Below are 13,193 nucleotides of genomic sequence, written 5' to 3' on the forward strand. Positions count from 1 at the left end.
GTATTTCACTCCAATATTGGCTTATAGTACTTCGTGACACACTCATTATAGCCGCGCATCTGCTGCATGGCTCTATACAATCTTGTGCAATATTAGTCCGATTTTGTGAGGAGGGGGAAGAGGCCGTGCTGGATCTGAAAGCGCTTCACGAAAATACCCGAATTGACCATAAATCACATCCATTTCAGCTGTTTCAGAATCGATGCTCCGATATGAAAATAGAGGAGTGTATCATGTATTTGCACTGGCATGAACACTTTGAACTGATTGCCATGCGCAAGGGTCACGCTGTATTTCATATCGATAGCAGACCATACACGGCCGGGCCGGGCGAGGTGCTTGTTATTCCGGGAGGAACGCTTCATGTGGGTTATGCCCTGGAAGAGGGGGATGTGGAATATGATTCGGTTGTTGTCAATGCGGCGTTATTCCATGACTTCACACATGATCCGCTGCATCTGCAGTACGTGGCTCCCTATCTGGAGGGACGGATTCGGTTTCCGGTGAAGCCGGCGGAGCAGGACAAAATCTGCCTGAACTACTTCTCACTAATCCATGAGGCGATTGAGGAGATGGTTAAGCAGCCACCTGCCTACCAGCTCGTGGCCAAGTCCAAGCTGCACGCCCTGTTTACCATGCTGGCTCGTACCTTTATGCCTCAGCAGCTGCCGGGAAAAGCAACGGGTTCTTATTTCCCAAACCGTGAACGGTTCAAACAACTGATCGAGCAGATTGAAGCCAATGCGGCGGAGAAGATATCCGTCACCGAAGCGGCCAGTCAGGTGGGGCTGAATACATATCATTTTTGCAAAATGTTCAAGAAATTGACGGGCCGCACCTTCGTTGAATACGTGAACGGATGCCGGATGACCGAAGCCGAGCATCTGCTGCGAAGCAGCAATCTGACCATTACCGAGATTGCCGCCAGGGTGGGGTGCGACAATGCCAATTATTTTACGAAACTGTATAAACAGTATAAGGGAATGACCCCTTCCGAAGGTCGGTTGAACCGGAAAGGATGAGGGGAATGATTTTGGTCACAGAATAACGGCTCTAATCGTCATATGTGTATCCAATAGAAGGGATTGATATGACGTGAGACACAATGACAATGATTTCGTGTGGGACACTGTGATTATTGGAGCAGGTATCGCTGGATTAACTGCTTCTATATATCTGGCCCGGGCCGGACAAAAAGTGCTTTTGCTGGAAAAAGGGGCGCATCCGGGAGGCCGCGCTGTTTCTACTGAACTGGCAGATGCCCAAGTTAACTTGGGTGCTCATGCGCTGAATAGAAGCGCACTCCCCATTTTGCGAGACATAGGTGTAATTCCTGATGGAATGGCACCCAAACCGCCGGGTAGCTTGGTTTTTAACGGAGAAAATAGTCGGGGTATGAACATTTCATTGTTGCGTTTGTTGTTCGGTTCGCGCCTGAATAGTAGAGAGAAATATCAGCTGCTTGGCTTCTATTGGTCTCTGAACAGAGCGGATGCATCTTCCCTGAACAGGGTCAGTCTGCAGGAGTATTTGGATACAAGGGTGCCTAGCCTGTGTGCGCAGCGTATTGTGCTTGCGCTAGTTCGGTTAAGCACGTATTGTGATGCCCCTGATCTGATAAGTGCTGGAGCTGTGATTAATCAGCTTAAACAGAGTCGGGTGTTGTATGTAAACGGAGGATGGAAGTCTCTTATCAATCAATTGACTACGCGGGCTCAGCAAGCTGGCGTATCCATCCATAATGGTGTTTCCGTACAAGAAGTCCGTGGCACTATGCCTCGGATTGAGATTAAGCTTAAGGACGAATCTTGTATAATTTCCCGGAATATCATCTCCACTGCTGGGCCAAGGAGTACATTGGCTTTTTTGAATCCCGCACTTACTACCGCCGAAGAAGCACTTTACAGGCGGCTAGTTCCAGTTTATGCAGCGTGTCTGGATCTGGTTGTGACAGGGATGCCGAATCCCCGAACGACCTTTGTTCTGGGTGCCGACGCCCCGTGGTATTATGCTAATCATTCTGCCACGGCTTCATTATCCATTCACTCCGAGCGAAACGTTGTACACGTCATGAAGTATTTACCGGCAACAGGGCATTCCGATCCCAAAATGGATGAAAACGAATTGACTGGATTTTTGGATTGCATTCAATCAGGCTGGCGCAAGCATGTTGTCCGGAAGCGGCTTCTGCCACGAATGCTGGTTACCCATGCCGTTCCGACCGCCGCAACGGGCGGTCTCCAGGGGAGGCCGGGTCCGCAGATCAAGGGTCGCCCGGGAATCTATGTTGCTGGTGATTGGGTTGGAAGTGAGGGGATGCTGGTTCATGCTTCGCTGGCCAGTGCACGTGAAGCTGCTCGGATGATATTGGCAGATACAGACATCTAAATAGAGGGGGCACAGGATGGAACTTGATGAAGTATACAGCAGGTACAGACCGCTTCTGTTTTCTATCGCTTATCGTATGCTGGGATCGGTCACCCATGCCGAGGATTTGGTGCAGGATACTTTTGTGACCTTGCAGCTGAAGGCCATACATCAGGAAGAGGGACACATCCGAGATCTGAAGGCTTACTTATGCAAAATCGTTACAAACCGCTGTCTTGATTATTTGAAGTCAGCCAAGGCACAAAGAGAAGTGTACATCGGTCCTTGGTTGCCGGAGCCCTTGTTGCAAGAATATACGATCATCCCAGCATCAATCCGGGCAGAAGAAATGGATCCATTTCAGACGATTGAGCTGGCAGATACGATCTCTTACGCCTTTCTTGTTATGCTTGAACGGTTGTCCCCTGTCGAGCGAGCAGTATTTATTTTGCGGGAAGCATTCGTATTTGAATACGATGTTATTGCAGACTTCCTCGGTAAAACCGAGACGGGATGTCGTAAAATTTTCAGTCGTCTCAAACAAAAAATGGAGAACGAATCGGAGATTGAGTGGGTTCCTAATGCGAAGTCCGAGCAGTTGACACTGCGTTTTCTTCAGGCTGCGTCGACGGGCGATATGGCTGAACTTTTCCAGCTTCTCTCGGATGATGTTACGCTGTATAGTGATGGTGGTGGCAAAATCACGGCAGCTGTGAAGCCGATTGTATCCAGCCAACGCGTCATTGCATTCATTGGAGGTCTGGTAGCCAAGGGAGACAGCCTGGTATCGGTACGGGTGGTTAGAATCAACGGACAACATGGTCTTCTGATACAGGTCCCCCATGAGGCTTCCCCAACGGTAGTCAGCCTGGCTATAAAAAACGGCCTCGTTCAAGAAATTTATATGATCCGAAATCCGGATAAGCTGCGGCATATAAGACTCAGATGATCATTCCCATTACAATGTTGTATATTACAAATAAAACCCGGTTCTCACCTTTATGGGAATGACCGGGTTTTTAAAATGGATACCGAAGGATATATTCCGTGAAAGTACATTGTTGTGAGAGTAACCTTTTTTATTTCATAAACCTGGCAAACAGGCGATTTGCTTTCTTGGAAAGGTCGTCCATCTTGAGATTGGCCTGATCCAGCTGATTGTAGCCCCATTTGATCGTTTGCAGCATACGCGGGGAAATGGGCGTGCCTTTGATTCTTGGATAAATGTTGTGATAGGCCCAGACGAGATGCTCCCACCGGTTGTCATTGCCTTCCTTAATGTACTCCGATACATCCAGAACCTTGGCACGTCCGTTCTGTAGAAGTACATTTTTGAGGTGAATATCCCGTGGGTTGAGGCCGCGGCTGCGTACAGCTGACCGCGCTTCGTCCACATCGGTCATCACCTGTTCGGGAACCGGAATTCCTTTTTCCAGACACTCCAGCAGTGTATCTCCCGGTTCATAACTGATGACCAGAATATTTCGGCCACACCCGTAATAGGTGGGGAAATAGGGTAGTCCGCGCAGCTGTTCATAGACCCGCTTCTCGTTCTCGAGTTTCTCCAGGGCGTGATCCGAATACACTTTGAAGGCATATTGGGGCAAGCCGTCGTACGTAAAAACAGCCGCATCCGTACCTGTTCCGATGCAATGGATTCCTTCTGCATGACCGATGATATTCACCAGCTCATTCCGGTCGCTGCCAATGACCTGGATCTGCTGCAAAGCCATTTCCGCCTGGAACCAATCCGGTCGATTCATGGGTGGTGCCTCCTTTTAAAATGGGGAAATCTCGTGATAAATGCGAAGTTTATGCTTTCGATGCAGCTTTCTTTCAGAAAGCTTTTAGCTCCGCTTTTCCAGATTTATTCTGCCCTCTTCGTAATCGTGTACATTTTTGATGCATCTTATATAACTGCAACATCCTGTCCTCTATTTAATATATTATGCGTTTTGCTTCGCCATTTCATTTTTTGGTGATGATACTATATAAACGTTACGGTTCGAATCGCAAACGGTTGCGTTCAGTACAAAATCACAGGACAGCTTGCAGCATTTTCACCCCATCCTATATACTGTGAGCATCAAGGGATCTCATACAGATCCGGGATACAGAAAGGCAGAACAGCTTATGGCACAATACCCGCAGTGGTCGTATTCGCAGTCGCGGGCAAGCATGTTCGATGAGTGCCTGCGCAAATATTATTATCATTATTACGGAGCCCATAACGGCTGGAAGACAGAATCGGCTGATGAGATGCAGGTCCGTCTGTACCGATTGAAACAGCTCAGCAATCTATACCTCGTCTTTGGTGACCTCGCACATCGGATGTGTGAGTCAGCAGTCCGAAGCAGGGAGGAAGGCAAGGACAAGCCGCGTGAATCTTTTCTGGAACAAACGATGAGGAAGCTGCTTAATCAGGCCTATGTGGAATCGATGGATCAGGATCAGTGGCGTCTGGACCCGAAGAACCGGGTGATGCTATCCGAGATTTATTACGGAGATGACACGCTGAATGACCGAATTGCAACGATTAAGGAGCGAGCTTCGGCGTGTGTAAGCCATATGTATCAGACACTTACCTGGGAAGACCTGTCCCGGGCGAGTACGGATATTTTGGAGATCGAGAAATGGGACACCATGATTCTGCATGATACGCGAGTATACGTGAAGATGGACTTGTTGTATCGCCGCAGCAACGGCAACATTGTAATTGTGGACTGGAAGACGGGCAGGGAGGATGATTTTACGGACCAGCTCATGCTGTACGCAGCATATGTCAGGGACCATTACCGGGTGCCGCTGGAGCAGATTGAGCTGCGAGTGGAATACCTGTTGACCGGGACACATCGCGAGTTTACGCCGACCGAAGAAGAGCTGCAGAAGGTCGAAGACAATGTGGGAAGATACATTGAGGAGATGCGTTCCTGCGTGGCAGATGAGTATCATAATCGTCCAAAGGACATGTCGTACTTTACTCCGATGCCTTCACGTCGTGCGTGCAGGGATTGTAACTTTCGCGAGGTGTGCAGCGAGCGGGCCGTTTAAACCGTTCGAATATCTTAGAAGCCAGAACGTATAACTTAACAGGACTTATTTCATGCAAAATAAACCAAGAAGCGCCAGCCCGGACAGCATATGCCCGGACTGGCGCTTCTGTTCGTTCCACAGGCGAGAAAGACAAGGCGCCGGGTGGAACGATCATATACAGATTACTGGACAGCGGCAGGATGCTCCAGCGCCTGTCCCGCAGGGACATAGGCATGCCCGAGATCCCGGGCCACTGCCTCATACGTGATATGTCCATTCAGCACGTTAACCGCGCTGCGAATGGATGCACTGCCGCGAATCGCGGAGGCTGCACCATGGTTGGCCAACTGCAGCGCATAAGGCATGGTGGCGTTGGTCAGCGCCAATGTGGATGTGCGCGGCACCGCGCCAGGCATGTTCGCTACCGCGTAATGTACAACACCATGCTTCACGTAAGTCGGTTCATCGTGGGTCGTAATATGATCAATGGTCTCTACGATTCCGCCCTGATCAATAGCGACATCCACAATAACCGAGCCGGGTGCCATCGTTTTGACCATCTGCTCGCTGACAAGTTTGGGCGCCTTGGCGCCGGGAATCAGCACCGCACAGATCAGCAGATCCGCTTCAGCGACCGCAGCTGCGATGTTGGATGCGCTGGATACCAGCGTATGGATCTGGTTGCCGAATATGTCATCCAGCTGGCGCAGGCGATTCAGATTCAGGTCGAGGATGGTCACGTCCGCTCCGAGACCAATCGCAATTTTGGCCGCATTGGTACCGACCGTACCTCCGCCAATAATGGCAACCTTGCCGCGGCTGACGCCAGGCACGCCGGATAACAGAATGCCTTTGCCACCTTCCGTTTTCTCCAATAGCTGTGCCCCGATCTGAGCCGACATCCGTCCTGCCACTTCACTCATTGGGGTCAGCAAGGGAAGGGTGCCGTTAACTTCCAGAGTCTCATATGCAATGGCAGTTACCCTGCTCTGAACAAGAGCCTTCGCCAGTTCCGGTTCTGCCGCCAAATGCAGATAGGTGAAGAGAATCAGTCCGGGACGAAAATAGCTATATTCACTCGCCAGAGGTTCTTTGACCTTGATAATCATGTCAGCTTCCGACCAAACGGATTGGGCCTGAGTCTGAATGACTGCTCCGGCCGCCTCATACTCGCTGTCTGTGAATCCGCTGCCCAATCCTGCACCCTGCTCAATCATGACTTGATGCCCTGCTCTGACAAAGTCAGCCGTTCCGGCAGGGGTTACGGCTACACGGTTTTCATTATTTTTGATTTCTTTTGGGATACCGATTTTCATGCCCATGCACCTCGTCCATTTAATGGTTGTCAACTTATACTACAAGTTTATGACCTGAGTAACGGTTTTGCACCTTACTTAATGTCTATGTTTCAAGAGATTCAATCAACATTATGTCGAAAAGGGCTGTTCAGGACATTTGTCCATGAATTATAATGTAAGAAAAAATAACATTACGAGGGATCGATATTGAGAAATGATCGTGTGTTTACGATAAAGGATCTGTTGGCACGCCCTGTCTTTGCCAGAGCGCGTCTGGTTGCAGGAAGCGGGGGAACATCCCGTCAGGTTGGATGGGTTCATGTATTGGAGATTACCAACGTCTCTCCGTATGTCAGCCCCCATGATCTTATTTTATCCACAGGGCTGTGGCTTCAATCGGAAGAGGGGCGTGAAGAATATCTGCTCCAGCTGATTCATAGTGATGCGGCAGGATTGTGTGTGGAGTTTGGCACCAGCATTCATGGCATTCCCGAACAATTAATTGAACTGGCGGATAGACATCAGTTTCCGCTGATTGTATTCGAACAGCCAGTAAGGTTCGTGGAGATTACGCAGGATATTCATGCGCTGCTCATTAATCATCAGCATCAGCTGCTGAAGAGTCTGGAGGCATACTCCCGTCAGCTGCAGCAGCGGACATTGCAGAGCACCGATATGTCTGCCGTACTCCATCTGCTTCATGAATATGCGGCCAAACCGGTTGTCTTTATTTCGTCCATGGAGCCAGGCAGCTTTGTCCCCGGTCTTCCCCCGGAGATGGAGCAGGCCATCTATACATGGTATGAACAGGAAGTAGAGCATTTGGATCTGAACGATTCGGATACCGAGCTATGGTTTCGCATCGATGAACAGCATACGCTGCTGTGTCATCCGGTGGTCTGCTTTGGTCAGGTATTCTCAGCTGTTGGCATGGTGGTGCATCCCTCTGCGCCAGTGGAATATCTTAAATTGCTGCTTGATTACACGGCGAAGGCGGCAGCCGCACTGACGCTTCGTTCCCAGTTTCTCGAAGAGAAGATGGTACGCAATCAGAATGAATTAATTCAGGACTTGATGAATGGTCATATCCATCAGGAAGAACAGGCACAGACAAGGATGGGGCTCCGATTGCTGGTGAAGGGACAGTACTGGTTTGCTGGAGGAGTGATTGAGATTGAACATCAGCTGAGAGGGACCGGACGTGAACGGATGGAGGCGAATCATCAGGATATTCTGGTTTTGCTAAGATCCTTATTGAAGAAGAACAATCTGCCGAGCCTGATCATGCTGAAGAATAACCAGGTCTACCTGTGCTGTGCCAAGGAAGAGAGTGCTGCCTCCACCTCCCATAAGCTGGTTAGATCCCTCGAAAGCATTATTGGAGATGTAAAACGCTTTGCGAGCCGTAACCTGAAGCAGGTTGCGATATATGCCGGGTTTGGCAAAATTCGCAACCGCTTGACCGACATGCCGGACAGTCTTCAAGAAGCATATCAGGTTATCGAAGTTTCACGTTCAGTGAGTCGGATGGAACATATCTACTTTTACGAACGTATGGGTATATATCAAATGCTGAAGGCGCTGCCCCAATCCTTCCTTCAGCCCTTCGTGCAAGACCATCTTGGGGTGTTGATTGAATACGACCGTGCACATCATCTTCAGCTTGTGGAGACGCTTGAAGCCTACTTGCGGAATTTTGGTTCCAAACGTGACGCTGCTGCCCAATTGTTTATACATCGACAGACGTTGTACAACAGATTGGAGAAGTTGGAAGAGCTGATGGGACCGGATTATATGGACCAGGGGAGAAGAATATGCCTGGAGATGGCGCTGCTTGCTAACGCGATGATGGAGGATGAACAGACTCATCATTCCTGATAATGGGGTGCACCCGAAGTGTAGTTTAGTAGTTTTTGCCGATACGACGGGATGGACGCAGCTCTGGCAGTATCGAACGACCGGACATGGAACGCCTGCCGCGAAAGAGTTTGGGTTGACCTGTTGAGGGAGCGAGTGATAAAGATGTGGGGGTTGCCAATCTGTACGGAGGCGACGTTTGAACAGAACGGCCCTTTGCCTCAGCCTCATGGGACAGAATTCCGTGTTCCTTCAACCAATCAGCCAGCTTTTCATGTTGGATTCCGAGTTGTCCGCTCAGATTACAGATATCGAGTTCTTTTCTCACACAAATCCGCCTTTCCTGCAATCAGTATGGTTTTGGAAGGGAAGCAAGGAGTTTGAGATCGGTAAGTGCTTATGTACTTCAGCAACAGGTTTTCGCAAATGCGACTAGATTGGTGTGCTCGATGGGCGGAACAGTTAATTAAGTTTATGCAATGGAAAGATTATAGAAAATAAAGCGCATGTATCCCGTGTTAAACGTTTGCATGATGCTGTTCGGGACCTATCCATAATTTGGCTTACTTCGAGATTTTATCATTTTATAGGTTAGTGCGCGTCTCAAAATAGTCTCAATTTTGCAAGTGAATGGCGTATATTGAGCATTTGTATAAGGCTTAGCGTAAAGTACCAGTATCTAGTACGGAGGGCACAAATGGGAAACAGTAGTGAGGTACAGAGCGATAGACACTATGACCGTGGCAAACGTTTTGTAGGACGAGTCAAGGAATTAATGATTCTGGATCGCTGGTTTGACCATCCGGAAGCACCTTTGACCATTTTTTCGGTAACGGGTATGGGAGGGATCGGGAAATCCTCCCTGCTCTCGGAGATGTTATCGGTATCCCGTAGTCGGGGAGCTACGTCCATATGGATGGATGGCAGATCCTGTGGTTCAACCCCCTCGGTCTTTCTGGAGTATCTGTCCTCGACATTGGGACTGGAAACGTTGGGGAGTGAGGGGCATCTCCGCCCACTTAGCCGATTGAGTGAGACGTCGGTTCACAAAAGACTGGTCATTGCGGTGGATAACTATGAAGAACTTGCTTTGCTGGAAAGTTGGTTTATGGAGGTTTTCGTTAATAAACTCTCCTCCAGCGGGGTGCTGATCATACTGGCCTCACGATCCGAACCGGCTACGGCATGGCGAATGCATCCCCGATTGAGGCAGCACTTGGTGCAGATGCCGCTTCAGCATTTCACGAATGAAGAAGTATCGGAGTACATTGCTGGTGCAGGACTTGTGAATATCAGCATGGCAGGCACGATTGCACGAATGACGGACGGGCATCCGTTTGGACTTGCCCTCGCGGTGGAAGCTGCCGATCATCGGCGAAACGTACCTCTTGCGGAGTGGGCCGAACTGTCCTATATGATCAGTGCACGCTTATTGCTCGAATTGACGCTTCCAAGTCTGCATCCCATGATTGAGGTGCTCACGCTGCTCGAAACCGCCAATCAGGAATTGTTATCCTCAGTTCTGCAAACGGAGGTGACGCTCGGCGAATACCTGGCGCTGAAGCGGATGTCGTTCATTCGCTCCGTTCCGGATGGCCTGGCACTGCATGACCTGGCCAGAGTACATCTGCTTCGGGATTTTCGTCAGCGTGAACCGCAGCGGCTGCAAGCCATGCGGGTACGTATCGCGAGCTTGTTGCTGCCCCTGCATGCGCAGGCCGGACCACATGAACAGCGGCAGATTGCCCGGAGAATGCTCCTGCTCTGTCAGGAATCCATGCTTCAGCATCGCCAATATGCGGATGTATCCACCGAGGCCCTCTTTTCACCGCTGGAGGTCATGCGAGAAGGAGACCTTCCCTTGCTGCACAGCTTATTGAAGGAATGGTGCGAATACAGTGTGGAGCCGTGGCAGGCTGAGCCTTATCGCCCATTTCTGGATGAGCTGGCACAGCGTTACCCTGAAGGAATTGTGCTGATGCGTAATCAGAACGGGGAGCCAATTGCCATGTTTATTACGGTACTTGTCCACCGGGAGAGCAGTGAGATGCTGTTAAGATATTTCCCGGCGGAAATGGAAGAATGCTTTAGCCCGCAGGAACTCGCATGCGATCCGGATCAGACGGATACTCATTTTGCCGTACTGGCTGCTGCCCGTGATAACGTACCCGGATATAGACGTGAAGAGCTCGTGGGCTACATGGCCCTGGACAGGCTGTCCCTCCTGGGTGATGGAGCAAGAGTCATGCTGGTGGCAACCAATCCGAATCTGAAGCTGTTTTTACAGAGCATCGGTTTTCGGATGAGAAGAACGCGTACACGTATCTGTGACCGATATGAGGATCAGGCTGATGTCATGGACCTGGATTTGCGTAATGGATTATTTGGAGAATGGGTAATGTCGTTGCTGAATCCCGAGAAACAAGGGAGCCGGTTGCCGTATGAAGCGACGAGTGAGGGAACGGAACGGATTACGTGGTCTGAGTCGGATTTGCGAAAAATGCTGGCGCATTTACACTCCCCGGGTGAACTGCAAACGTATGCTGCGCGGGTGAGTAGTGTGAGAGACGGGATACAGCTGCAGATGCATGTTCTGGATCTTCTGGAGGGGCGTGCACACGGAATTTCCCAGCAGGATCAGATGCTCCTCTATGCAGCTTACTGGACTCATGCGGGTAATCCAACGGCCGCAGCCCAGGCCTGCTCCATGAGCCGGGCCACGTTTTACCGCCATCTGCGAACCGCGTTGATTCGTCTTGCACGAGTGTTATAAACGATATGGATCATGAAATACAGAAGAGGCTGGTCATAGACCAAGCCTCTTCATTCGGTTATAGAGCGTGGCTCTGGAGATGCCTAGCTGCCTGGCGAGTGTACGCTTATTGCCACCTGCCGAGATCAGACACTGACGCAGGAGATTCGCTTCATATGAATCCAGCCTTTCCTGATAAGACAGGGGGCAGACTTCGAAGGATTCGCTCTCGTTTCCTTTTGCAATGGTATCCGGAGATTCGCTGGTTGATGAGAGTGTCGGTTGTACCGGTATGACATGCAGCAATGCAGTCTCATCTGTTGTGGACGATTGAGGCTGTATGAGTGAGGTAAGGGATTCCGGCAAATATTCCGCCTTGACCTCACCATCCGTTGTAAGAATGGTAATCCGCTCGATCACATTGCGAAGCTCCCGTACATTGCCTGGCCATTCGTAGCTGAACAGCAGCTTGAATACTTCGGGAGGAACGAGTTCAATGTGACGGTTATAGAGCAGGGAAAACTCTTGAAGGAACGTCTGGGTCAGTTCATATATATCTTCCTTGCGCATGCGCAAAGGAGGGATGATGAGATTGATGACATTCAGGCGATAGTATAGATCTTCCCGAAACTGGTTTTGGGCAATCATGCCAAGCAGATTCTGGTTGGTGGCTGCGATAATTCGGCAATTCGCCTGTTTCATGCGTGTTCCGCCAACGGGGAAGTAGCTCTTTTCCTGAAGGACCCGCAGCAGCTTCACCTGCAATTCCAGCGGCATTTCGCCGATCTCATCCAGGAAGAGCGTACCGCCTTCGGCCAGTTCAATTTTCCCCTTTTTCCCTTTGGGATCAGCACCGGAAAATGCCCCTTTTTCATAACCGAACAACTCACTTTCGAACAATGAAGCGGGAATGGCACCACAGTTGATGGCGATAAAAGGCGCGGATGGTGACTCGCGCAGGTCATGAATGGCTTTGGCAAACAACTCCTTGCCTGTTCCGCTCTCACCCAGTATGAGCACGGTGGCTGAAGTAGTACTAATCTTGCGTATGGTCTCAAGACACTGCTTAATGACCGGACTGCTGCCTTTGATTCCCGCGAACGGGTCGGAATCCGGACGCAGCCGCGCCACGGCCTTCTCCAGGTGCTGGACTTTGGATGTCATATGTAATAGTTCCTGATGCAGGCGGATTTCAGTTGTTATGTCCACTTCGGCAGCTACCGCACCCACGATACGTCCATCAAGAACCACTGGACGTGCATTGATGAGAGCGAACAGATCCGGGCGGGGCTGGTGCTGTTTACGGTAGACCGTGTCGCCCGTGTACAGCGTCTTGAGCGATTGAAGGCGGTCAGGTGGGAAGAAGTCTGCTGCTGGCTGTCCGATGATGTCCTCTTTGTTAATCGAGAAAACACGCTCTGCATCCGTTGTCCAGTACGCCACCTTGGCTTCTTCATTAATCAGGGTAAGTGCTGTACCTGCCGTTTCAATGGTGGTTTCAAAATATGCCTCCATGAGGCGATGGGCTTGCAGCATATGCTGCAAAACATCAGTTACTTCAATATATCCAATAGGGGATCCTTCATCCTGGATCAACAGGTGCGGGCTTTCGCTAAAATAGGGAATGGCTTCGGGCAGTGCAGTAGACGAAGAAATAACAGGCAAATGACTACTTTCCTTCAGCCTACTCAGGTCTGTTCGCAGAAGGGACATTACGTCTGGGAGTAAATGCTTCATCCGTTTCACCTCGGGTTCGAGCATGATAATCAGAAACGACACTTGTGTGCCATTACTTGCAATACGAATTGTTGCGCAGCTACAAAGTGATTTTAACGATAAAGAATGGTTAGCCCTATTATAGCGGCACAAATAAGTTGTGTATATAT

10 protein-coding genes are annotated in these 13,193 nt (G+C 50.0%); 6 read left to right on the plus strand and 4 right to left on the minus strand.

From position 1 onward, the window contains the following. Positions 1–125 precede the first annotated feature (125 nt). From F4V51_RS05510 to F4V51_RS05520, 3 genes are all read left to right on the plus strand, one after another. Positions 126–1,022, plus strand: a complete 897-nt coding sequence (locus F4V51_RS05510) for a helix-turn-helix transcriptional regulator (RefSeq protein WP_153977194.1) — start codon at positions 126–128, stop codon at positions 1,020–1,022. Positions 1,023–1,095: 73 nt separating this feature from the next. Further along, complete coding sequence (locus F4V51_RS05515) at positions 1,096–2,388, plus strand: phytoene desaturase family protein (RefSeq protein WP_153977195.1); 1,293 nt, start codon at positions 1,096–1,098, stop codon at positions 2,386–2,388. Positions 2,389–2,404: 16 nt separating this feature from the next. Then, positions 2,405–3,316, plus strand: coding sequence for an RNA polymerase sigma-70 factor (locus F4V51_RS05520; RefSeq protein ID WP_153977196.1), 912 nt, complete (start codon positions 2,405–2,407; stop codon positions 3,314–3,316). 130 nt (positions 3,317–3,446) lie between these two features. Here F4V51_RS05520 and F4V51_RS05525 read toward each other — a convergent pair whose 3' ends face one another. Beyond that, complete coding sequence (locus F4V51_RS05525; RefSeq protein ID WP_153977197.1) at positions 3,447–4,130, minus strand: serine/threonine-protein kinase; 684 nt, start codon at positions 4,128–4,130, stop codon at positions 3,447–3,449. A 370-nt stretch (positions 4,131–4,500) separates the two neighbouring features. On the opposite strand from F4V51_RS05525, the gene F4V51_RS05530 reads away from it, so the two are divergent. After that, positions 4,501–5,418, plus strand: a complete 918-nt coding sequence (locus tag F4V51_RS05530) for a PD-(D/E)XK nuclease family protein (RefSeq protein WP_153977198.1) — start codon at positions 4,501–4,503, stop codon at positions 5,416–5,418. 164 nt (positions 5,419–5,582) lie between these two features. Here F4V51_RS05530 and ald read toward each other — a convergent pair whose 3' ends face one another. After that, complete coding sequence (ald, locus tag F4V51_RS05535) at positions 5,583–6,716, minus strand: alanine dehydrogenase (protein ID WP_153977199.1); 1,134 nt, start codon at positions 6,714–6,716, stop codon at positions 5,583–5,585. A gap of 189 nt (positions 6,717–6,905) precedes the next feature. On the opposite strand from ald, the gene F4V51_RS05540 reads away from it, so the two are divergent. Beyond that, entirely contained in the window at positions 6,906–8,576 is a 1,671-nt protein-coding gene (locus F4V51_RS05540; RefSeq protein WP_153977200.1) for a PucR family transcriptional regulator, read from the plus strand. A 25-nt stretch (positions 8,577–8,601) separates the two neighbouring features. Here F4V51_RS05540 and F4V51_RS05545 read toward each other — a convergent pair whose 3' ends face one another. Next, a complete protein-coding gene (locus tag F4V51_RS05545) occupies positions 8,602–8,883 on the minus strand; it encodes a hypothetical protein (RefSeq protein ID WP_153977201.1) in 282 nt (93 codons plus the stop codon). Positions 8,884–9,252: 369 nt separating this feature from the next. Between F4V51_RS05545 and F4V51_RS05550 the strand changes: the two genes are divergently transcribed. Beyond that, complete coding sequence (locus tag F4V51_RS05550) at positions 9,253–11,328, plus strand: nSTAND1 domain-containing NTPase (protein WP_153977202.1); 2,076 nt, start codon at positions 9,253–9,255, stop codon at positions 11,326–11,328. Positions 11,329–11,361: 33 nt separating this feature from the next. On the opposite strand, the gene F4V51_RS05555 is transcribed toward F4V51_RS05550, so the two are convergent. After that, positions 11,362–13,044, minus strand: a complete 1,683-nt coding sequence (locus tag F4V51_RS05555) for a sigma-54 interaction domain-containing protein (protein ID WP_153977203.1) — start codon at positions 13,042–13,044, stop codon at positions 11,362–11,364. Between the last annotated feature and the right edge of the window lie 149 nt (positions 13,045–13,193).

The organism is Paenibacillus xylanilyticus, from assembly GCF_009664365.1.
Taxonomy (GTDB): Bacteria; Bacillota; Bacilli; order Paenibacillales; family Paenibacillaceae; genus Paenibacillus; species Paenibacillus xylanilyticus_A.